The sequence below is a fragment of the Neptunomonas japonica DSM 18939 genome (genome assembly GCF_000422765.1).
Taxonomy (GTDB): domain Bacteria; phylum Pseudomonadota; class Gammaproteobacteria; order Pseudomonadales; family Balneatricaceae; genus Neptunomonas; species Neptunomonas japonica.
Genome location: NZ_AUGR01000006.1, coordinates 114,229 through 136,373 on the forward strand (window position 1 = coordinate 114,229; position 22,145 = coordinate 136,373).

The window sequence follows — 22,145 nt, forward strand, 5'->3', positions numbered from 1 at the left end:
TTAATTAATTATTAAGACTACGTTGCAAGCCTTTAGCGGCCATGATTCGAGTAGATATTTCTTCAATCGAAAAAGTCGTTGTGTTGATAAAAGATATTTTTTGAGAAGCAAAAAGCCTTTCAACAAATCTGATTTCTGTATCGCATTGGTTGAGAGACGAGTAGCGGCTATTAGGGCGGCGTTCATGGCGAATCGCCGTTAGTTGAAAAGGGTCAATGGTTAGGCCGTATAGTTTGTCTTTATAAGGCTCTAAGCATGCCGGAAGTCCATTGCTTTCCAGGTCATCTTCTGTAAGCGGGTAGTTTGCAGCACGAATACCAAACTGTAGCGCCATATAAAGGCAGGTCGGTGTTTTGCCGCAACGAGATACGCCTAATAAGATAATATCGGCTTCGTTATATTGCTTGGTTCTGGCGCCATCATCGTTATCAAGAGCGAAGTTGACTGAGTTTATGCGATCCTTGTAGCGGTCAGATTCAACAATTGCATGTGATTTTCCGACAGAATACGAAGATTTTGTAGCAAACTCGTTTTCCAATGGCTTGATAAAGGTAGAGAAAATATCAATTTTAAGTGTGTCACATGTATTCAATATTTGGCGAATTTCATCATTAACAATGGTGTCGATCAGAATGGGTCTTAAACCGTCGTTGACCCCGGCAGCAGTAATGCTTTGTACTGCCTCCAGCGCTTTTTCTTGAGTGTTGATATAAGGGAGTGTGATTTTTTCGAATTCGATCTCTTCAAACTGTGCAAGAAGGCTATCGCCTAATGCTTCTGCTGTAATGCCTGTTCCATCAGAAATAAAAAATACAGTACGTTTCATGAGACTCTCTGCGTGAATTAGTAAACCACTATAGCAAATATGTTTTTTCTCTACAGCTAGAAATGTTTACCTATGAAATTTGAGTAACTCTTCTCTTGTTAAAAGCGCAGTGATAGTGCCGTTGGTAATTATGATATTATTTGCTGGTTTGTAGTTAGCAATGTAAAAGGTAGTGTTTTACATGTGATTAGTCTTCTTTTTGTCGTTAGTTAAACCGCAGGTTGTCCATATATTAATGCATATAATTTTACTGACACATGAACGAGAACTGCTTAAAAAGACTAATACAGGACGCCTAGTAGAAGCGCTTGATGGGTTGAATGTGACGCGTATTACATGGCAAAGAACATGCCCAGATGCCTCGTTACTAGAATGGATAAAAGAAGGTGAAGTTGGCTTGCTATACCCTGACAAAGGGTCAGATAACAAAAATTGTAATACAGGTGAGTTGGCAGGCTCTGATGAAGAGGCTAAGCCAGCTTTACCGTTAAATAAGCAGAAAGTGGCCCTTCTTTCAAAATTTATATTGATAGATAGTACTTGGCAAGAGGCTCGAAAAATTTTTAATCGAAGCCCTTATCTTAAATTGTTGCCAAGGGTTTCGTTGGATCTAGTCGATGATTCTAAGTTTATATTACGTAGAAACCAGATTGATGGGGGGCTATGTACTGCGGAAAGTGTGATAGCTTTATTGCGGATGAATAAACAGAACCTGCTTGCAAATAAATTAGAAACGGATTTTCATGCATTCATTGGTCATGTTAATAATTCACCTAAATAGAATCATTTGAGCGTAGGTTAGGGTTTTCATTTTTTTCTGAAATTAACGTATGCTGTGCTGACGTGGTGCTGAACAATAATACAGATAAACAGTGTGTCGGCCGAATAGCAGGAGAGAAAAGCTTTGCATAATTACGTATTACGTCTTGATCAGGCGGGTATGGGCGATGTTGAAATAGTAGGTGGTAAAAACGCTTCATTAGGGGAGATGATAAGCCAGTTAAGCTCTGTCGGGGTAAATGTCCCTGGAGGATTTGCAACCACAGCAGATGCATTTCGTGAATTTTTAGTTTTTAGTGGTTTAAAAGATAAAATAAACAAAGCTTTACAGCGGTTAGATACCAATGATGTAGTTGCTCTTGCCTCTGTTGGAAGCGAAATCCGTCAATGGATTTTTGATGCTGAGTTACAACCCGAACTAGATAACGCTATAGAGTCCTCCTACGCTGAGCTATGTGCGGGTAATGCGGATATGGCTGTAGCTGTTCGCTCCTCAGCAACCGCCGAAGATCTACCTGATGCATCTTTTGCTGGCCAACAAGAAACCTTTTTAAATATTCGTGGGGTTGACCAGGTCAAGCAAGCGATCAAAGAGGTATTTGCTTCTCTTTATAATGATCGTGCTATTTCTTATCGCACACACCATAACTTTGAACACCATGATGTTGCTTTATCTGCGGGTGTTCAGCGTATGGTGCGTAGTGAAACGGGCTCATCGGGTGTTATGTTTTCGATGGACACAGAGTCTGGTTTTAATCATGTTGTTTTTATTACCGCGTCTTATGGCTTAGGTGAAACGATTGTTCAGGGGGCGGTTAACCCAGATGAGTTTTATGTATACAAGCCGACGTTAAAGCAAAAAATCCCCGCTATTTTAAGACGTACCTTAGGCCCAAAAGCTATCAAAATGGTCTATGCTGGCGATGGCTCCACAGCTAAGTCTGTGGCTACCGTTAATGTAGAGATGAGTGATCGAAATCGTTTTTGTATTAATGATGATGATACCCATGCATTAGCCGAAATTGCCGTCACCATCGAAAAACATTATGACAGGCCGATGGATATTGAATGGGCTAAAGATGGAGATGACGGGCAGATTTACGTGGTTCAGGCACGCCCTGAGACAGTGCGTAGCAAAGATAACGGTAACGTCATTGAGCGATATTTGTTAAAAGAGAAAGGTAGCGTGCTAGTAGAAGGGCGCTCCATTGGTCATCGTATTGGCTCTGGGCCTGTTCGACTAGTGTCAGATATCTCGCAAATGTCAAAAGTACAGCCCGGTGAAGTGCTTGTTACTGATATGACGGATCCTGACTGGGAGCCTGTCATGAAGCGAGCGGCGGGTATTGTTACCAACCGTGGTGGGCGTACATGTCATGCTGCGATTATTGCGCGTGAGTTAGGTATCCCAGCTATTGTTGGTTGTGGTGATGCGACCGACAGGTTGCGTGATGGACAAGTCGTCACTGTATCGTGTGCAGAAGGGGATACCGGTCGTGCTTATGAAGGCCGTTTAAGTTTCGAACATCAAACAAACAGTGTTGAATCTATGCCTGTGTTGCCATTTGATGTGATGATGAATGTAGGTAACCCTGATCGTGCATTTGATTTTCAGTCACTTCCCAATGCGGGTGTTGGGTTGGCGCGACTTGAATTTATTATTAACCGTATGATTGGAGTTCACCCTAAAGCATTGCTTAATATGGATGAGCAGCCGTATGAAGTGCGCCAGGTAATTGAAAGACGTATTGCTGGGTATGATGATCCGATTGATTTTTATATCAGTAAGCTCGTAGAAGGTATCGCGACCCTAGGGGCTGCTTTTTACCCTAAAAAAGTCATTGTTAGGATGTCCGACTTTAAATCTAATGAGTATGGACATCTGATAGGAGGCGATCAATATGAGCCGAGTGAAGAAAACCCAATGCTTGGTTTTAGAGGCGCAGCTCGATATATATCTGACTCTTTCCGTGATTGTTTTGAGCTTGAATGTCGGGCCTTGAAAAAGGTGCGCGATGAAATGCGCCTGACAAATATTGAGATAATGATTCCTTTTGTACGTACCGTAGGTGAAGCGAAACAGGTTGTGGAGCTGCTGGCTGAAAATGGTTTAAGGCGTGGGGAAAATGGATTACGCCTGATTATGATGTGTGAGATTCCTTCAAACGCTTTGTTAGCGGATGAGTTTTTAGAGTACTTTGATGGTTTTTCCATTGGCTCTAATGATCTGACGCAGCTTACATTAGGGCTGGATAGGGATTCGGGTGTTATAGCCCATCTTTTTGATGAGCGTAATGATGCCGTTAAAAAGCTTTTAAGTATGGCAATCGATGCCTGTAAAGCTAAGGGTAAATACATTGGAATCTGTGGGCAAGGGCCGTCAGATCATCCTGATCTGGCTAAGTGGTTGATGGAGCAAGGCATTACGAGTGTTTCGCTTAATCCAGATTCAGTCTTGGATACATGGTTTTTCTTGGCTAATCGCCCGCATTAATCCCGCTTATGTTTTATCAAATAAAGGGGCTTAGGCCCCTTTATTACGTTAGAGGAAATGATGAACCAGCTTGAAATATGGCAGTATATTTTTATTGGACTTTTGTTTGTTTGGAGTGGTTTTGTTCGCTCGGGTTTAGGTTTTGGTGGTGCCGTGTTGACGCTTCCATTTCTTTTACTGGTACATAATGCTCCGTTGGTGTTTTTGCCGATTATTGCTGTTCATCTATTAGTCTTTTCGAGTTTTATCGCAATAACGAGTCACCAAAAAAGTCTCAAAAATAATCATTTAGTACCTCATCAATCCAGTATCGATTGGGCATATTTAAAGTCCTCATTAAAAGTCATGACCATTCCAAAGCTTATCGGCGTGTTTGGTTTATTGACGCTTCCAGCCGAGCTCATGAGTAGCATTATTTTTACGATAGTTATGGTGTATGCAGTTGGGTATGTGCTTAACAAGCCGTTTACTAGCAATAGCAAAACGCTGGATGCTGGCTTTCTTATATTAGGTGGGTATATCAGTGGTACTTCGTTGATTGGTGCTCCTTTGATTGTGGCTGTTTATGCTTCTCATGTCGCTAAACACCAATTAAGAGATACGCTGTTTGTTCTATGGTTTATTTTGGTATTGATCAAGTGTTTCGCGTTCATTTGGGCGGGTATTGATTTTCAGCTGGTTCATCATTTGTGGCTACTTCCGTGTGCTGCTCTTGGGCATGTGATTGGTATGCACTTTCACGAAAAAATTGTTAATGCAGAGACGCCAGTATTTTTTCGCCTAGTAGGTGCTGCCCTTATTGTGATTAGCCTAATGGGGCTTTGGAAAGCATGGAGTTAAGTGAATGTTCTGTAAAGGATAAAATATAGACTTAGCTGTATATGTGAAAAACGGTTAAATCTTGCTAAATACAAGCAATCAAAGGTGCTTCTCTATTTGTTAAGTTGCGACTCAGTGTCTACATTATATGCATGGATGTGATGTTTAAGCATTACTCTACCCAGATAATGGCTAAGCTATGAGAAGGACTAAATGAATGAGTTTTGTTAGTAATGCAGGGGTTGTCATACTCACGCTCAGTTGTTTAAGTTCAGCAATTGGCGCCGTGAATAGCAGTGCTAATGACGTTGCTGCTTATTTTGAAGATGCTAACAAGCTGTATTATCAAGATGAACTGACATCAGCTGTATTGCAGCTAAAAAATGCATTGCAGGTTGATGCTCGCCATCTGCCTTCTTTGGTGCTTTCTGGCGAAATATATTTACAGCAAGGTGATGCCAAAGCCGCTGAGCATGTTTTACGCCAAGCGCTTCTATTTGGTGCTGATTCATCATTGGTTGTGTTGAATCTTGCAAAGGCTTATTTGCAGCTAGGTGATTATCAAAGAATTATTACTGACTTACCTATTGATGGTTTAGCTTCACGCATACAGGTTGACCTCTTGGGTTACCGGGCTGAAGCTTACACTCTGTTAGGGCAATTAAAAGATGCCCGCTATGCAATAGACTTTGCGCTTAATATCGATAGTGGAGCGCTATTACCTCGTTTAGCCAATGTTATTTTGCAAATCCGGGAAGGCGCTTATGACGGGGCTTTAGAAAGTGCGCAGCAATTAATAGTGGACTGGCCCAATGATGCTCGTTCTTGGAATAGTCATGCTTCTGTTGTGCATGCACTAGGTAACTTAGAAGCGGCGATAAGCAGCTATGATAAAGCACTTGTCATACAGCCCAACCATGTTGATGCGAGGGTTGCTAAAGTTGGCGCATTAATTGATTTGGATCGCTTAGATGAAGCTGATGTTGACCTTGCTTTTTTAGAGAACGAATCACCATACGAGCCACGTGCTGCTTACTTTAGAGGGTTGTTGTTATCAAAGTCCGGTAAGGCTGAAGAAGCGCGCTTAGAGTATGTGAAATGCACTGAGGTTGTTGCTGTACTTCCTAAAGCAAAAGTAGCTTCTGATCCACAATTATTAATGGCTGCAGCGCTAGCGCATCATGCATTAAAGCAATGGGAGTCGGTGCGCACTTATCTTGAAATGTATCTTAAGAAAATCCCTACGGATGTTGGCGCTCATAAGCTTTTAGCTGATGTACTACTTGGGCAAGGCGAGCCAGAAAAAGCGATTAAGTTATTAAATAACGCTCGTGTACTGGCTGAAACAGACGCTGGTCTGCTTGCGATGCTTGCAGCAGCGTACAGCCAAACAGGCAGGCACGACAGGGCGACTAATCTGCTGGAAGAAGCCGTTAGTAAAGGTGACAGCCTCTATATTGAGACGCAGCTTGCTAAGAGCTTGCTAAAGTCTGGTGATGTTGATCGAGGAATGCTAACACTTGAAAAAGTCTTTTCTAAGAAGCCTACACAGCAAACGGCTTTTCTATTAACGGTTTCATATATTCAGCAAAAGCTATTTACTAAAGCCAAAGATGCGGCGCGTTGGCTGGTTGAGTTTTCGCCTGATAATGTCACTTATAGGAATTTGCTGGGTATAGCTCTCTTCTCTAAAGGAGAAATGACTGAGGCTAGAGAGCAGTTCGCGATTATTTTGGAGAAAGATCCTAGTTTTTCTGCTTCAAAACTAAATCTCGTTAAAATAGAAATAGCTGAGAAAAATTTGCAAACAGCTAGAGCTTTAGCTGATGAGTTGATAGCTGAGTTCCCTGAGAATACCAAGGTTATGCTTGAAATGTCGCGCTTGGAATCGGCGTTAGGGAATTCTAATGGGTCTCTTAAGTGGGCTGAAAAAGCAGCTGCCTTAGATGGGCTCTCATTAGAGCCTGCTCTTTACCTCGCGGGTTTATATACTGAGTTAGGAAAGCTGGAACTCGCTGAGAGTGTCGCTATAAAAGGTGTTCGAAACCATGCAGAAGATCTGTCTATACTTTCAGCGTTAGGACAAATACAAATATTGAAAAACGAGCCTAAAGCAGCACAAGTCACCTTTAAAAAGATGGTTAAAATTGCGGGTTATGATGCCGAGGCTCTATATAAAATAGCACTACTGCAATTGCGTGTTAATGAGATTTCAGACGCACGTTATTCACTGACAAAAGTCTTACAAGCTCAGCCGGATTACTATCCTGCTGAAGTGTTGCAAGTTGAGTTGAGCACAAAGCTAGGGATGCTTGATAATGCAGCAAGAGCCGCGCAGCAGCTGCAGGAAAAATATCCAAACAACCCTGTAGGTTCTCAGCTACTAGGAGATGTTTTTATGGCGCGTGAGCAATATAAGAAAGCGGATACCCAATATTTGCAGGGGCTTATGCTTAAACCTGTCAGTGCTTTGGTGAGTAGTCGTTATAAGGCGTTGCAAGCCCAAGAGAAAAAAACGGAATCCGGTAGAGTTTTAGCGCAATGGCTACAATCCAACCCTCAAGATTCAAGCATCAAGCTGGCATATTCTGAATACTTAATCGCTTCTCAAGACTATAAGCAAGCGGCTATCTCTCTGGTGCAGTTGCTAGATAGTTTCCCCGAAGATGCCTTGCTGTTAAATAATATGGCATATGTGCTTTACAAGTTGGATCAGCCTGAAGCGTTGAGTTATGCCAAGCGCGCTTATGAAAAGGCCGCTAATGTTCCGCAAATTGCAGACACGCTAGGTTGGTTGCTAGTGGAGTCTGGAAGCGCAGAAGAAGGTTTGAAGTTTCTCAGAGAGGCAAGTTCACGTGAGTCTAACTCCCCCGAAATTCTTTATCATTTATCGGTAGCGCTTAATGTCATTGGTAGAGATAAAGAGGCTGCCATATACCTAGATAGAGCTTTGTTGTTAGGTGAGGAGTTTGAAGGAAAGGATAGGGCAGTATTGCTAAAACAAGAAATAAAAATGAACACTAAATAAATTAATGTTTGAAATCTTATAAAAAACGAGCGTTTTGATTCATTAACCTGTTGATATTTAAATATAAAAACATTTATCAAAATAATTACCTTGTTTAAATAATTCTATAGGAATAATATGTCTGTTATAGGCAACAGTAACCATGCAGGTGGCTTTATGAACCTTACAAATATTATGATTGGATTATGTGCGACATTGGCGCTCGGTAGTTTGAATGCCAATGCATCGGTAAGCTGGAACTTTAAAACCGCAAGTTCGGGTGATTACAGGGTGTCGAGTACAACGTCGGGGTCTTATGAGTTTGTGGGGAGTGGAGCTGGCGCAGTTACAACTTTATCTGCGTGGTCTGCACCAGTATCAGGATCTAGCCAAATCAGTAATGTTAACAGCCTGTTGGCACATAACGAGTATGGACTAGTTATTGATCAAGATGGTTACGGTGCTGACGGTTCTGGTTACGGCAACTCAGGCGGAGATAGTCACGCAATTGATAATGGCGGAAAATATGAATTTGTCATGTTTGATTTTGGCGATAAAAACTTTTCTTTAGATGCTTTTGATATTGGCTGGTATAGCGGTGATTCTGATGTGACAGTCATGGCTTATCATGGTGGCACGCCTGGTTCACAGCCAGCAGAGCATATTAATGGTGTGAACTTATCGGGGCTAGCTGCAAACGGCTGGAGCGTTATCAGTCATCATTCAAACCCTGGGACTGGTTCTGAATCAGTAAACAGCAACTTAGCGCCTGTGTACTCAAGTTATTGGATTATTGGTGCTTATATGTCTGCTGTTGGGGCCGGATCTGGCGATACGATTACTGATAGCAATTGGGACGGTATAAAGTTAGCCGGCATTACCGGAACTATAAGCTCTCCACCACCAACAAACTCTGTTCCAGAACCAAGCACATTACTTATGATGGCGTTGGGTTTAGCTGTGATCTCCCGTAAGACAATATTAGATAAAATCAAGAGAACCTGATTTCAAGCATATTGTTGTGGTTGTAAAAAAACCGAAGCATTTATGCTTCGGTTTTTGCTATTTAGGGCTTAAAGCTTAGTTTGTGGATCGGCTTTTTATTGGCCTTTGTACTGGCCCGGGCGCTTTTCAACGAAAGCGCTAACCGCCTCTAAATGATCTTCTGTGTTGTGGCACATGCCTTGAAAAACCGCGCACAAATCTAAGAAGTCAGCGAGTTCTTGGCGTTGTGCTGCTTTCATTAGGCGTTTAGTCAAACGTGTTGCTTGAGGAGGTTTAGCTGCTATTTGTTTAGCGAGCTTCATTGCACTAGGCATTAGCTCTTCAGGGTTAACAACATCCAGAAGTAGGCCCATTGTTTTCGCTTCATCAGCTTTGACTAGCCGGCCAGTAAAGGTCATATCGGCTGCTTTTTGGTAGCCGATAAGTCGTTGTAAGAACCACGCTCCTCCATCTCCTGGGATGATGCCGAGGTTAACAAAAGTCTCGCCGAGCAATGCCTCTGTGGATCCTATACGCATGTCACACATACAAGTAAGGTCGAATCCTGCACCAATCGCTGCACCGTTAATCGCAGCAATCACAGGCACTTCGCAGTTATATACAGCCAGCGGGATTTTTTGAATGCCGCGCCTATACTTGTCTTGTACCTCATAAACGTTACCGCTAAAGGCTCCATCACAATGCTCACCATCGCGCTCTAGCATCTCTTTTATATTACCACCTGCCGAGAATGCTTTACCGGCACCGGTAATAACGAGTACTGAGACATCATCGCTTTCATTGACCCATTGAATAGCTTTCAGTATGTCATCGATCAAGTGAGTCCCTGTTAACGCGTTTCGAACATCGTCACGATTTAATGTAAGAAGTGCGATACGGTTTTCGAGTTGTAATGTTGCATCTAAAAGCTGAGGAGTTTGCTTGGACATAATAAAGCCTCTATTTTTTATGTAAGAATACTTGAATAGAGCTTAAAAATTAAGGGATTTCCTTTATCTTTATTTATCGTCTCAAACAATCGTTTGATTGTTAAGTGCCATCATTTCACACATAATTATCATTATAAAAATAATAAGGCGTTGGTTATGAACGATACAATGAAAGGTATTTCAATACTGTCTGTAACCGCTATCGCTATTTTTGGAGTGTTGAATCAGGATAATCAAGGCTTTGATATTGCTTTCTTGGCAGGTATTGGAGCTGAGACTGAGCAGTCCGCTTCGTTACAACTGCAGCAATCTATTCTCGCGGGTGTTGACCCCACAGAAATTCAGGAACCTTCAGCCGCAGGCGTGACTGAGAGAGCGAGAGGTGTTGACTGTTATCGTGGTTGGATCTCTATTGATGACGATAATATGGCCCTTGATCAACAGGCTTACATCAGTGCAGCCAATGAAAAAACGATGTATGTACGTATAGTTGACAGAAAACTTATTATCGAAATTCCTAATAACAATAAAACGCTGGCCCGAAGAGCTGATAATGTTCCTGTAGAAATTGCAGTGGAGTTGGCTGATGTCGCTGTTATTAATAAACAGTGCACACGTAAAGATTTAATAATAACCGCATGGAAATGAAACGGGCGTTCAGAGAAGCTCCGCCCAAGCCAAACCGTTTTATTTCGACACTTTCCAGGCATCTAAATAGCGTATGATTTCTTCCTTTTAGGCAGGCTTAAATAGTAAAAACGAAGAGGTGTATCAACCTTTTGCAGTGCTGATTAACCAACAATTGACCCAAATAATGAGCCTCTTTACCTTTCAATAAGGAAATAAAGGGCTAAGTTATTGATCTTTAAAACTAACAAACTATGATTCTAAAATAGGGATTGAATGTATTGGGCAAAGGATTGACTCTTTTTTATAAAAATCACGTCTGTCTTAATCATCCCATCTCTTTGAATTACAATGAATTATTGATGTATTGGCCTATTTGCTGAGAGGCTTATGTTTGCCTTTCTTTTAAGGAAGAGGGCAGCGAGTTATAAAGCCCCGGCCTTTATCGTTAACTGTTAGCCAGTGAGTACGGATAAAAGGAACTATAAGTATGAGCGACTCTATTCATAATGTGATTTTTGATGGCGATATAGATCGAGTTAGGTCTATTTTGAATACCGGTATCAATATTGAGACGAATAAGAGTGATGGTGATACACCATTCCTAACTTGTTGTACTTAAGTGGCGAACCTTCTTCACCTTGTTTTCAGGTTCCCGAAACCTGTATCGTTAGCTCATTATTTGCAGGGTGTGGCTGTATGATAGCTCCAATGGTGCTTTGCCGCGTTTTTGTATGTGTCTTTTTACGCTGTAGGGTGATGAGAGCCGCTTGATTTTTTTGCATGCTGTTATTTTTTATTGGTCGTGTAAACGCTAGATCAATAAGGAATGTCAGCAGTGTATAAAGTGTGGTGCTAGGGAGAGGGTTTTAGTGGTTTATAATTTTGCGTTGTGGGTTGAAAACAACGCATAGGCTGATTAAATAACCCACCCACTACACATATCTAAGCATATGTATTAAATAGAAATATAAAAAATAAAATACAAATAGATATTTTCTCACATCATGGGTGCTTTCTAACCCAGTTTCTTAAGATGTTCACCTGCTTAGGCTTTAATAATCAATTAGTTATTTATTGGCACGTTTTTCGCGATACATTAAGTAATTAAGTTGAGATTTTATGTCAACTTAAAAAGCCTAATTAAGGCATAAGAGTATATTTAGTGTGAAAAAAGATGAAAAAAGTGGGTAGTAAGCCATTTAGATTATAAAGTACTTATAGGGTTTTATGATAGTAATTAATGAAGAATATCTCTCATTAAATATTATTAGATTATAAAAGAGGTGTCTAATGAAAACAAAAAAAATAATGATATATATTAAAATTATATTTTTTTCACTATTTATAAGTATGAGCTTCTCGAGCTCGGTTCAGGCTACACCGATTGTAGTAGCAGTCGATGATCAAGCTCAGAGTAGCCCTCTACTTGAATTCCTTAAAGAAATAATAGCTGATGATCCAAGTCCTTTTACGAATAATCTAGTATCTAAAGCATTAGAGGATATTTTAAAATCATTCGAATTTTTATCTAAATTTATAGATAATGCAGCAGCTAATGCAGAAGAAAAATTAAAAAACGAGGTTGAAGCAGAAACAAAAAAAATAGAAGAGGAGTTGGAAGAAGCAATTGATAAAATGATTGATGATGCTATTGAGGAGGCTTTAAAAGATGACCCTGAAATAGTAGATGATCTAGAAGTTGAGGTTGATATAGATTTTTCTATCCCTGATCCATTAGGTTTGCTAAACCAAATTTCCATAGGTTCATTCCCCCAAAAACTCTCTTTACTAACACCATTAGCATTAAGTAATGATACTTCAAATGATGTTGAATTTTCTCTTATAAATACGGTTACTTTAGGAGATAGCCGGAATGTTGATGTTCTCAGATTGAACAGCTCTAATATAAGGATATCTCAGATTCCTAACCCACCAATTATTCTATTATTCCTAGTTGGTTTCTTTGCGTATCTTGGGATGCGTATTAAGCAGTAATATGCACAATCTAGTGCATCACTTGACGCTTTATGCGTCAAGTGATGCAGATGTTATGTCTTTGCCTAGTTATTTAGCCTTCCGAAGCAAAGCTCTATTCCCAGTACACAGTATTCACTTTTAACTACTGGAGTGTTATCGGAGAGGGGTGCGATGCCGCCGTTATTGGTAATGATATAGATAAGCTCATTGCTCATTCGTAGTGCTTCAATATGCTATATTTTGGTATGCCCCGTTCCCATTTTGAAGACATTTTAGGGTTAACTTTTATAGTGCTGATAAGCTCAGATATACTGTGTTAATCATGATTGTGCTATATCAAATGAGTTTGTTGTATCGATTACGGTTAGCGCCTTAGATACGCCAATTTAGTGATGCTATTAGCGGCTACATCAAAAATTAAAATGAGATATTTACAATGCCTTTTATGCCGCTGCTGTTAGCAGAGTTACCAGTGAATCAGGTAACAGAGGTAATCCCATATACACGTACGGTCGATATTAAATCACCCGGTACGGGTGGTGTTGATGCTCACAGTGGGTCTGCTTACAGCCCTAATACTCAGAAGTTTATTGCGTTGTACGGGTCTGATTCACATAATGCAGCTAGAGCTGATAACGGCTACTTTGCTATTGATTTTAATCAATCACTGGCTTCGCTAGCCGCTCAAGATGTGAGTGAATGGAGCCCTCGTCCTGCTCAAACATGGGGCGATAACTCTCATTATCCAGTGGCAGTTTTTGAGGCAAGCACCAACGCTTTTAGATCTTATGCTGATGCAGGAAATGATAACCCTACTGATAAAACTATAGGGCCGTATAACCCACCCAGCCACTCATACCACTTGGATGAGCAGGTTATCCAAAACAACGTGGGGCAGGATGTTTTAATATCCACTTATAAGACAACAGCTCACATGTATCTGCCAATAAACAAGAGCTATGCTCCTCAGCCTAGTAACCGTTTTGATCCTGCTAACCTAGGTTATCGGGTTTTAATTGAGAATGGGGCGGCTAATAGACCTCAGATCCCAGTGATTAACTTGCATGATTATAGTGAAAGCTCTGCTATTGATGGTGCTCCGGGGATGCACGTGAATGCCAAGAACTACTTTGGCTCTAGAAGTTGGGCATGGATCAATGGCCGTGAGTTTTACGCTGTTGAAGCTAATAACGGTATGGTCTATAAGCTATCGTCAACATTGGTCGGTAATGATTTTACGATTACTGATAAATCCACAAATTTAACAATATTCAGTAAATGGCCATACCATGTTCACCAGAAGCTCATACTAGTAGGGGAGTATTTAACAGCTTTCTATGAAACTGCGTTCCAATTACATATAGCCCACACGGCAGATATGAAGGAGGAAGCACGCAACCTTACGATCAGCAAGGAGGCCTTGAATGCGAATGCTCCGGTCCTGTCAAAAGATGGCGTGACTTCTTTATGGGATATAGCGCCTAAAGCAAATTTCCCCGTTACTAAACTAAGCGATAGTGTAATCGGTATGATCATACACGATAAAAATGCACCCGCTGGGGAGCAAGGTCGGCTCATACTGTGGCGGGTACCAAATTTTGATGGCGCCACTTGGGATGGTATTGGTGATTTGGTAGATACCGGCTTAACCTTTGATTCACGTGGGAAAGGCTATAACTTTAACGTAGCGGCAATACGTGAGTATTCTGATGAAGGGAGCGTATTTCTCAACTATGTAAATCTTCACTCGAACAGCTGGAACCTACAGGTCGCTAAACTGAACTCGAATTTAGATTCTTACTTTCTGCCAGCTGATACGCTAGTGCCTGTCATTGCACCAAAAGGAGCTACACGGTGACGTTTGAAAAAATTACGGCGAGCAAAAAATGAGAAAATTTAATTACTTTATAATTTTGGCAACAATCCCTCTATTGTTTGGGTGTTCCGATAAGGTTAATTCCTTAGAGGTCACCGCTACAGCGTATACTTCAAGCCCCCAAGAAACAGACTCCACGCCTTCGCTTGCGGCATGGGGAAATACTCTTAAGTCTGGAATGAAATCAATCGCGGTTTCAAGAGACCTAATTAAAATGGGGCTCACCCATGGTGTTGAGGTTTCAATTGATGGGATGGCAGGAAAATATAAGGTACTTGATAAAATGAATAAGAGATGGAAACGAAAAATAGATATTTATATGGGTAAAGATATCAAAAAAGCTAAAGAGTGGGAAAAAGAAAGGTGACTATTCATTGGGTGAGCGAACCATTATAACAGGGTCCACTCACTCAGGCCGCTAATACTGCTGTGAGAGCTAAGCTTTTGCAGGCACCAGACGTTTCCAAAGTCGTCCATCAATGGCAGACAAGCCAAGTGCAATCAACCCCATTCCCACAAAATGAACAATGTCCAAAACTTCGTTAAGATATAGGGCCCCCAGTAAAATAGCTGAGACAGGGACTAAAAGTGTAACCAGTAGCAAGTTAGTAGCACCTGCTGACTCCAGTAATTTGAAGTAGATGACGTAAGCGACGGCCGTTGATAATACAGCAAGCGCAATGATCGACATCCAAGCTTCTGCACTTGGCCCAGCAATATCGAGAGGCCCGTCTATTGTCAGCGCAATAGGCGCTAACACAAGCGCTGATGCTGTTACTTGTCCTGCTGCCGTTACAATGGGGCTTACGGCCATTTTCTTAAATCGGCGTCCATAGACACCCGCAAAGGCGTAAGATAGCGCAGCTGCCATGATGGCTACTTGCGCAAGTGTGTTGTCACCTTCACTTATAGCGGGCATCCCGATCATCACAACCACACCCATAAAGCCGATCGCCACACCCGCAAGCTTCAAGGGTGTGGCACGCTCATCAGTCAGCAGCATACCCGCAACAACAACGGTGAATAAGGGGGTCGTAGCATTAAGAATGGATGCTAACCCAGATGCTATTTGAGTTTGACCCCAAACGATAAGAACAAAGGGAATAACATTATTTAATAACCCCATTCCTAAAAAGGCTGCCCAAACACCTATGCTTTTGGGTGGGCGTTGCCCTATGATCAATGCGATGCTCCATAACGCGATGGCTGCTATCCCGACTCTTAACGTTACAATCGTTAGCGTAGGCAGGTCTGCAACCGCAACACCAACGAAGAAAAACGATCCTCCCCATAGTATAGACAATGCGATAAGCATTACCCATTCGCGAGTGCCCATTGAGGTGTTTATAGATGATTCCATAGTGAGTTCCACACTTGTGCCTAAATGTTTTGAGTTAGCTTAGTGGGGTTCCTAAGTACAAACAATCTGATTCTTGCGGACTCACTCATCCGTGCAAATATAGCTTTTTGAAAATATTAATAAGGTAAGCTATTTATTAGCAAACCACTGCTCAAGAAATTCTATGCATTGGACAAGTTTTGAGGGTACAAAGTGTCGTGCAGGATATAAAGCGTAGAGCGTTAAATTAGGTTTTTTTGAATGCTCCAATACTTCAATAATTTCTCCCTTTTCAAGTGCCTCACGGCAAACAAAGTCTGGAATCAATCCAATACCTTGATTGCGTTTAATGGCTTCCATCATAAAAATCGTACTGTTAACCCGCAGTGTCCCGTTAATGGTGATACCGTCTTCAATGGGCCAAACATTCTTCCCTTGAAAATAGCTGTAAACAAAACAATTATGTTCTTTAAGGTCTCGTGGCAAGTGAATAGCAGGGTGGTTATTCAAATACTCAGGCCCTACACATACTCGATACTTGAAGCAGGTGAGAGGGCGGCCAACGTAATTTGTATCGATTGGCCGGCTGGATGCTCGAAAGCCTAAATCAAAACCCTGTTCAACCAGATCAACACTTTCATCCCCTAGGTGAATGTCTAGTTCAATGTCTGGGTAAGCCTGCATAAAATCTGCAAACAATGTTGATAGGTCGATGATGCCTAGCGCCATCGGAGCATTGATTTTTAATTTTCCACGTGGGTTCAGTTGAAGGTCTTGAACAAAATTGTCTGCTTCATCCAGTTTTTCTAGTATTTCCCTTGCTCGTTGCAAATACCCCACACCCACATGGGTCAGCTGAACATTACGTGTTGAGCGATGCAGTAAGCGAGCGCCCAATGCATCTTCAAGGCGGCTGATCTCCTTGCTGATCATGGATTTAGATGTGTTGGTTTGTTCGGCTACTCGAGTAAAACTTCCTAAGTCGGCCAGACGCACAAATAGTTGAAGCGCTCGTAGTTTATCCATAGAAGAGTTTTATCCAAGAAAAAAAATAAAGATAAGTCAAAAAACTGTTTCTACATAGGAAACGGTTGGTTCTCATTATAGCTATATATGTAGATAAACAAAAAGACCAAACTCTCCATGTCGTCGTTAGTTATCTTTCAAACGGCACACACTTAACTCAAGTATTTATCAATAATGAGGAAAAGACTATGTACACGTTATATTACTCTCCCGGCGCTTGCTCTCTGGCTACTCAAGTAGTTATTTATGAACTGGATCAAGCCGTTGAAATTATCGACAAGCAGCAAGTGAGTGATTTTAACGCTATTAACCCTGCTGGTATGGTTCCAGTACTCGTTGATAACGGAAAAACACTTCTGGAGGGCGCGGCTGTGATGCTATACCTGCTCAATAAACACCAAAACACTATGCTGCCCGCCATTGGTAGAGGTCGTGAGCAAGCCATTCAAAACATTATGTTTGCCAATGCCACCATGCACCCTGCGTATAATCGTTTATTTTTTATTGCTCAGAACATAACTAATGAAAAAGCCAAGCAATTAGCCTTTGATGCAGCTGCCCAAGCTATTACCGGTCTATGGGAAATTGTAGAGCAGCAGCTTGCCATGCAAGACTTTCTTGGCGGTGATCAACCTTGCGCTTCGGATATCATGTTGAGCGTGTACTCTCGATGGGGGGCAAGCTTTCCTGTAGAGATCTCGTTAGGAAAAAACACTAATAAAATGCTGAATGCAGTACAGGCAATGGCGAGCTTTAAGCGTGCCATTGATGCCGAACAGCGCCAATCAGCTGCTTAGAAGCTTACTCAGAACATCCACACAACATCATCTACGAAGAGGCAAATTTGCATGAAAAATGCTGGTTTTACCGGAGATTTTGGCGCGAATGAGTTTGAATCAGTGATGGCTCTTGTACGGGACTATTTTGATGGTTTGCACCATGGCGAGGTATCCAAATTAAGAGCTATTTTCCATCCGGATGCGTATCTCAAAGCGCCGGGTTTGCGGCGTGGCCTTGAGCAGTGGCTCGATGCGGTTGCGAGTCGGCCAGTGCCTAGCGAGCAAGGGCAGCCTTATGATTTTAAGTTATTGTCGATTGAAATTATAAAAGACCAAGCAATGGTGAAACTGGAATGCCCGTTATTCGATCACTTTTATGTTGATTTTCTGGGCCTTCTTAAAGAGAACGGGCACTGGTTAATCGTCAATAAAATGTACACAGATGTACGAGAAGAGCTGTGATGAAAACATTAAAGATAGAAATGATTCATGATGTGGTGTGCTCATGGTGCCCCATCGGATATGCAAATCTTAAACAGGCGCTGAGTAATCTGGATGTAGAAGATGAAATTCTTTTTTTACCTTATGAGCTTAACCCCGAGATGGGGGCAAAGGGCGAGAGTATAGACGCCCATCTCTCTCGGCGTTACCAATGGAATCAATCAACGCTGGGTGACTATCGCGAAAACTTACTAGCGGTGGCTAAGCAAGCGGGTGTTTGTATCGATTTTTCTAAGCGCAGCCATTATTACAACAGTAATAAAGCGCATCGATTGATACATTGGTGCGAAGGATATAACAAACAGCAGGCCATGAATAATCTGCTAATTGATGCTTATTTTAAACGCGGCTTAGATATCAGTAATACGCAAGTATTGTTGGATCTTGCTGAGCAACTAGGTTTGGATCGAGAGGAGGGGAGGCTGGCACTCAACGCGGATGATATAACTCAACAGCTGCAGTTGAAGAAGCAGCGTGTTCTGCAGCAGGAAGTAACCAGCGTGCCTGCTTATATTTTCAATGGAAGCAACCTGATCACTGGCTCAAACTCGGTTGAATATTTTGAGCAGGTAATAAGAGGGCTGACTACAAATAATCAGCCTAGTTTTGATGTTGCAAGTTAACCTAACTCACTAATAAAGAAGAAAACTATGCCATACGTTAATATTAAAGTAACCGATGAAAACGTCACTAAAGAACAGAAGCAGGCGCTCATCCAAGGTACCACTCAACTACTCGTTGATGTGCTTAACAAAAATCCAGCAACGACTTTTGTTGTGATAGATGAAGTGGATACTGATAATTGGGGGATAGGCTTTGATCAGGTAACGATGCTAAGACAATTAGCGTAAACATAGAAGGCTGTTGATAGACAATCTTTGCAGGGGAGTTCAGGCAAGTTGCTTCCAATCTAGGCAGTAACATATAGGATTAAGCCGTGCGATGCAGATGGGCGGAGGTAGGGATGCCTCCTCGTTGAAGTTGCCGCATGATGCAGAAAAACTGCACTCCAGCCATAAACGTTAAATATATATGAAGATATAACTATGAATAGTACTTTTTTTTACGCATCAATTATGTTCGTTGCAGGCCTGGGGATCCCGTTGATGGCAGCGTTAAATGGCGGCTTAGGCGCTAAGCTTCAAAGCCCTGCACTTGCGGCTACAATATTATTTTTAGTTGGGCTGGCCGTTTCAGTTACGTATCTTTTTACGGTGGAAGGGGCGTCTACGGGACTAACTAAAGCGAATATTCCATGGTACTTATACTTTGGCGGATTTTTTGTCATGTTTTACATTTTAAGTATTACGAGTGTCGCGCCTCATTTTGGTATTTCTAATGCAGTTTCATTTGTATTGCTTGGCCAGCTGGTGGCTATGAGTCTTATCGACCATTATGGGCTTGTTGGTGCTCTCCAATATTCTCTAAATTCCCAGCGACTGATTGGGTTGGCTCTAATGGCCGCAGGGGTATTTATGGTTGTTGGCCGCTCGACGAATATATAGCTATCGTATTTAAGGGGCTGTTAGCAGCTCCGCTTTAAATTCTTGTTAGGTAACATGGTAATAATAACCGAATTTAATTCACGCTTATCAAGCGGGCGGTTGTAATTACTCACAGAACCTAAGCACTATCAATTGCCATAGATGTCATAAGTCCATAGGCAGTAAATAAAATTATTATCCAAAAAATCAAACCTACAATGATGACTTTAAAGCCATCAGGGTCAATATCTTTATTGAACGGGCGATAAATTAAATAACCTAAACCTTTTATAAGTATCTCGACGATTACTTCAATAAAGATTCTAAATATGAATTTGAAAATTCCAGAAAATAATTCTCCAACAATTTCTCCTGACATGACCGCTATTCCTTATTTGTTCGAATGTTACTTTAATCATTAAGCACCTCGAAAACATAAAAATACTCCGGTAACTAGCCAAAGAATGCTTGTAGTATAACGAGTAAAACAGGACCAAATATCTGTTCAGAAAGCATAGTTAAGCCGCATATATCACGGCAACACGCACCGCTTTCTGGGAGATCTTCGCACCAATAAAGTGCAATAAATCAACGAAAGTGAACATGTACTGTTGTAGAGACTCGGCTCTATATTATGCATAACTTACAGTAACACAAAGGCGTAATAGCTTAGCTAAAACGCCTTTTCTTAGTCGGATATTTATTAGGTAGTAAATTGTTTTACTTGGCTTTGTAATGAGCGCGACAGGCTAGCAAGTTGTTCGCTATTGTCGGCGGTTAATCGTGCGCCTCCATGTGTTTGGTCTGCAATGATAGAAATATTGTTTAGGTTGTGACTCATCTCATTGGCAACTGTGTTTTGTTGGTGAGCAGAAGAGGCAACAAGGTTATTCATCTCTAAAATTTCTTGTACGTGCTCTACTATGCTAACCAAATGTTGGCCGGCATTAGAGGCGCTTTTTATACACTTTTGTGCTTCCTCATGACTCTCAGACATCATGTTGACAGCATTCTTGCAAGCTAGCTTTAATTGCGAATTTAGGGTGTTAATTTGGTCGGTAGACTCTTGGGTTCGCTTGGCAAGCGCTCGGACTTCATCGGCAACAACAGCAAAGCCTCTGCCTTGTTCGCCAGCGCGAGCCGCCTCAATTGCAGCATTTAAAGCGAGGAGGTTGGTTTGGTCTGAAATGTCTCTAATAATGGACAAGAAGCTTTCGACATTATTCATATCTTCTTCTAGTTTTATAATATTACTAGCCTGATTTTCTAACTGTTCAGCGAGCCCATTAATTGAATTAATGGTTTCAAGAACAATAGTTTTGCCATCTTGTGCGGCGGCTTCGGCATTTGTTGTAATGTTGGCGGTTTGTTGGCTATTTTCAGCAACATGCTGGGCGGTTTCTGACATTTTATTCATGGACGCAGCGAGTACTTGCGTTTCTTCGCTTTGCTGCATAACACCTGCGGATGTTTGCTCGGCCGTTGCCGCCATTTGTTCAGCAGAGTCCAGCATTTGATCGCTGGAGTGTCTCATTTTTTTAATAAGATCTTGTTGGATATCTAACGTAGAATTTATTATGCGGCCCAGATCTCCAAGCTCATCTTGGCTAGAAGCATCGATACGTTTTGAGAGGTTGCCTTTGGCAACTTCTTTCATTGTATTACTCATGTTCAGAAGAGGGTGCGTTATTGAGCGTAAAACAGAGATGGTAAGCCAGGCAATTAGGGGAGTGATCAGAGCTATAAAAACCAAAGATTCAAATAGTTTGTTCATAAACGTTTCGTTGATGTCATCAATATAGACGCCAGTGCCAACGACCCAGCCCCAAGGCTTGAAGAGCGTGTATTTTGAAAGTTTTTCGGCAGGGATACTTTCGCCTGGTTTGGGCCACATATAATACTCAAACCCAGCTCCATTAAGCTTGGCTCCTCGGACAATATCGATGAATAGGGGCTTTTTATCACTGTCTGTGAAACTAGAGAGATCTTTTCCATCTAACTTGGAGTTAGTGGGGTGCATAAGCATGCGCGGTTGTAGGTCGTTAACCCACATATAATTACCATTGTCATAGCGCATCTCTTTTACCAAAGCTAAGGCACTGCTTTGAGCCTCATCTTGGTTTAATAAGCCTTGTTGTTGTTGCTTTTGGTAGTGAGAAATAATATTAAATGCCATGTCTACGGCATTGCTTGATTGTAATTTTCGTTCTGCAATGAGGCCTAGCTTTAGCTGCCATAAATCGTAGGCTTTAATTGATATGCATAAAGAAGAAAAAACCAAAATTATAAATATGAGCTTTGATTTAACAGTCATTTTGCGTACAAACATTTAAGTCGACTCCACGCTGAAAGTTGTTGCTATATGAGTAATAACGTAACCAAGAATTTTATTGTAATTTTTAATTTACAGTGTGTTTTGAAGAAGTGTAGCAAAGCTTTATTTAATATGTTTTCAAATGCTGCTTTTAATTGTATCCAATTGTATCAAATGGGTTTTTGTCTTAAATATAAGACGAAAAGATTTTCTAACTAAGGTTCCATGATTAATTTGTAAATAAAAAGATACAGATAGATAGGCTGTTTATAAGAACTTCATATGCTGCTCTGTCTACGTGTTGCAGAAAAATCAGCAAGATTTGCTAAATGCCCAAGTGCTAAAGTTACTTTTATCAC

General features: G+C 41.3%; 21 protein-coding genes. 15 read left to right on the forward strand and 6 right to left on the reverse strand.

The annotated features are described in order from the left end of the window. Positions 1-4: 4 nt before the first annotated feature. A complete protein-coding gene (ppsR, locus tag G511_RS0106070) occupies positions 5-826 on the reverse strand; it encodes a posphoenolpyruvate synthetase regulatory kinase/phosphorylase PpsR (RefSeq protein WP_028468850.1) in 822 nt (273 codons plus the stop codon). 235 nt (positions 827-1,061) lie between these two features. Between ppsR and G511_RS0106075 the strand changes: the two genes are divergently transcribed. The 5 genes from G511_RS0106075 (at position 1,062) to xdp1 (ending at position 8,931) form a co-directional block, all read left to right on the forward strand. After that, entirely contained in the window at positions 1,062-1,607 is a 546-nt protein-coding gene (locus G511_RS0106075) for a DTW domain-containing protein (RefSeq protein ID WP_028468851.1), read from the forward strand. A gap of 123 nt (positions 1,608-1,730) precedes the next feature. After that, a complete protein-coding gene (gene ppsA / locus G511_RS0106080; protein WP_028468852.1) occupies positions 1,731-4,100 on the forward strand; it encodes a phosphoenolpyruvate synthase in 2,370 nt (789 codons plus the stop codon). A gap of 60 nt (positions 4,101-4,160) precedes the next feature. Then, positions 4,161-4,940 (forward strand): TSUP family transporter, encoded by a 780-nt coding sequence (locus tag G511_RS0106085; protein ID WP_028468853.1) that lies wholly within the window; start codon positions 4,161-4,163, stop codon positions 4,938-4,940. Between the two features lie 196 nt (positions 4,941-5,136). Further along, a complete protein-coding gene (gene prsT / locus G511_RS0106090; protein WP_028468854.1) occupies positions 5,137-7,947 on the forward strand; it encodes an XrtA/PEP-CTERM system TPR-repeat protein PrsT in 2,811 nt (936 codons plus the stop codon). A gap of 156 nt (positions 7,948-8,103) precedes the next feature. Next, positions 8,104-8,931 carry an exosortase-dependent surface protein XDP1 gene (gene xdp1 / locus G511_RS0106095; protein ID WP_169565723.1) on the forward strand — a complete coding sequence of 276 codons (828 nt, stop codon included), beginning with the start codon at positions 8,104-8,106 and terminating at the stop codon, positions 8,929-8,931. A gap of 95 nt (positions 8,932-9,026) precedes the next feature. Here the strand turns inward: xdp1 and G511_RS0106100 are convergent, their stop codons facing one another. Further along, positions 9,027-9,860 (reverse strand): enoyl-CoA hydratase-related protein, encoded by an 834-nt coding sequence (locus G511_RS0106100; RefSeq protein WP_028468856.1) that lies wholly within the window; start codon positions 9,858-9,860, stop codon positions 9,027-9,029. A 156-nt stretch (positions 9,861-10,016) separates the two neighbouring features. Between G511_RS0106100 and G511_RS0106105 the strand changes: the two genes are divergently transcribed. The 5 genes from G511_RS0106105 to G511_RS21960 all read left to right on the forward strand — a co-directional run bounded on the left by G511_RS0106105 (position 10,017) and on the right by G511_RS21960 (position 14,710). Next, entirely contained in the window at positions 10,017-10,508 is a 492-nt protein-coding gene (locus tag G511_RS0106105; protein ID WP_028468857.1) for a hypothetical protein, read from the forward strand. Between the two features lie 469 nt (positions 10,509-10,977). Further along, positions 10,978-11,109, forward strand: coding sequence for a hypothetical protein (locus G511_RS24810; RefSeq protein WP_281170402.1), 132 nt, complete (start codon positions 10,978-10,980; stop codon positions 11,107-11,109). A gap of 671 nt (positions 11,110-11,780) precedes the next feature. Next, positions 11,781-12,485, forward strand: coding sequence for a hypothetical protein (locus G511_RS0106110; RefSeq protein WP_028468858.1), 705 nt, complete (start codon positions 11,781-11,783; stop codon positions 12,483-12,485). A gap of 418 nt (positions 12,486-12,903) precedes the next feature. Then, positions 12,904-14,325, forward strand: coding sequence for a hypothetical protein (locus G511_RS0106115; RefSeq protein ID WP_028468859.1), 1,422 nt, complete (start codon positions 12,904-12,906; stop codon positions 14,323-14,325). Between the two features lie 28 nt (positions 14,326-14,353). Then, the gene (locus tag G511_RS21960) at positions 14,354-14,710 is read left to right on the forward strand and encodes an RlpA-like double-psi beta-barrel domain-containing protein (protein WP_156905158.1); all 357 of its coding nucleotides are present in this window, start codon (positions 14,354-14,356) and stop codon (positions 14,708-14,710) included. A gap of 69 nt (positions 14,711-14,779) precedes the next feature. On the opposite strand, the gene G511_RS0106125 is transcribed toward G511_RS21960, so the two are convergent. Both G511_RS0106125 and G511_RS0106130 read right to left on the reverse strand, forming a co-directional pair. Beyond that, positions 14,780-15,703, reverse strand: a complete 924-nt coding sequence (locus G511_RS0106125) for a DMT family transporter (RefSeq protein WP_028468860.1) — start codon at positions 15,701-15,703, stop codon at positions 14,780-14,782. A gap of 129 nt (positions 15,704-15,832) precedes the next feature. Beyond that, positions 15,833-16,708, reverse strand: a complete 876-nt coding sequence (locus G511_RS0106130) for a LysR family transcriptional regulator (RefSeq protein ID WP_028468861.1) — start codon at positions 16,706-16,708, stop codon at positions 15,833-15,835. Between the two features lie 188 nt (positions 16,709-16,896). Between G511_RS0106130 and G511_RS0106135 the strand changes: the two genes are divergently transcribed. From G511_RS0106135 to G511_RS0106155, 5 genes are all read left to right on the forward strand, one after another. Beyond that, the gene (locus G511_RS0106135) at positions 16,897-17,505 is read left to right on the forward strand and encodes a glutathione S-transferase family protein (protein WP_028468862.1); all 609 of its coding nucleotides are present in this window, start codon (positions 16,897-16,899) and stop codon (positions 17,503-17,505) included. Between the two features lie 51 nt (positions 17,506-17,556). Next, positions 17,557-17,949 (forward strand): nuclear transport factor 2 family protein, encoded by a 393-nt coding sequence (locus G511_RS0106140; protein WP_036551444.1) that lies wholly within the window; start codon positions 17,557-17,559, stop codon positions 17,947-17,949. Continuing rightward, on the forward strand, positions 17,949-18,611 hold the full coding sequence (locus tag G511_RS0106145; RefSeq protein WP_028468864.1) for a DsbA family oxidoreductase: 663 nt from the start codon (positions 17,949-17,951) through the stop codon (positions 18,609-18,611). Before G511_RS0106140 ends, G511_RS0106145 begins: the two co-directional genes overlap by 1 nt. A 27-nt stretch (positions 18,612-18,638) precedes the next feature. Beyond that, positions 18,639-18,839: a tautomerase family protein gene (locus tag G511_RS0106150; protein ID WP_028468865.1), complete on the forward strand. Its 201-nt coding sequence runs from the start codon at positions 18,639-18,641 to the stop codon at positions 18,837-18,839. Positions 18,840-19,034: 195 nt separating this feature from the next. After that, positions 19,035-19,493, forward strand: a complete 459-nt coding sequence (locus tag G511_RS0106155) for a DMT family transporter (RefSeq protein ID WP_028468866.1) — start codon at positions 19,035-19,037, stop codon at positions 19,491-19,493. A gap of 118 nt (positions 19,494-19,611) precedes the next feature. Here the strand turns inward: G511_RS0106155 and G511_RS21965 are convergent, their stop codons facing one another. Beyond that, positions 19,612-19,851, reverse strand: a complete 240-nt coding sequence (locus G511_RS21965) for a hypothetical protein (RefSeq protein WP_051221618.1) — start codon at positions 19,849-19,851, stop codon at positions 19,612-19,614. 324 nt (positions 19,852-20,175) lie between these two features. Beyond that, a complete protein-coding gene (locus G511_RS0106165; protein WP_028468867.1) occupies positions 20,176-21,801 on the reverse strand; it encodes a methyl-accepting chemotaxis protein in 1,626 nt (541 codons plus the stop codon). Between the last annotated feature and the right edge of the window lie 344 nt (positions 21,802-22,145).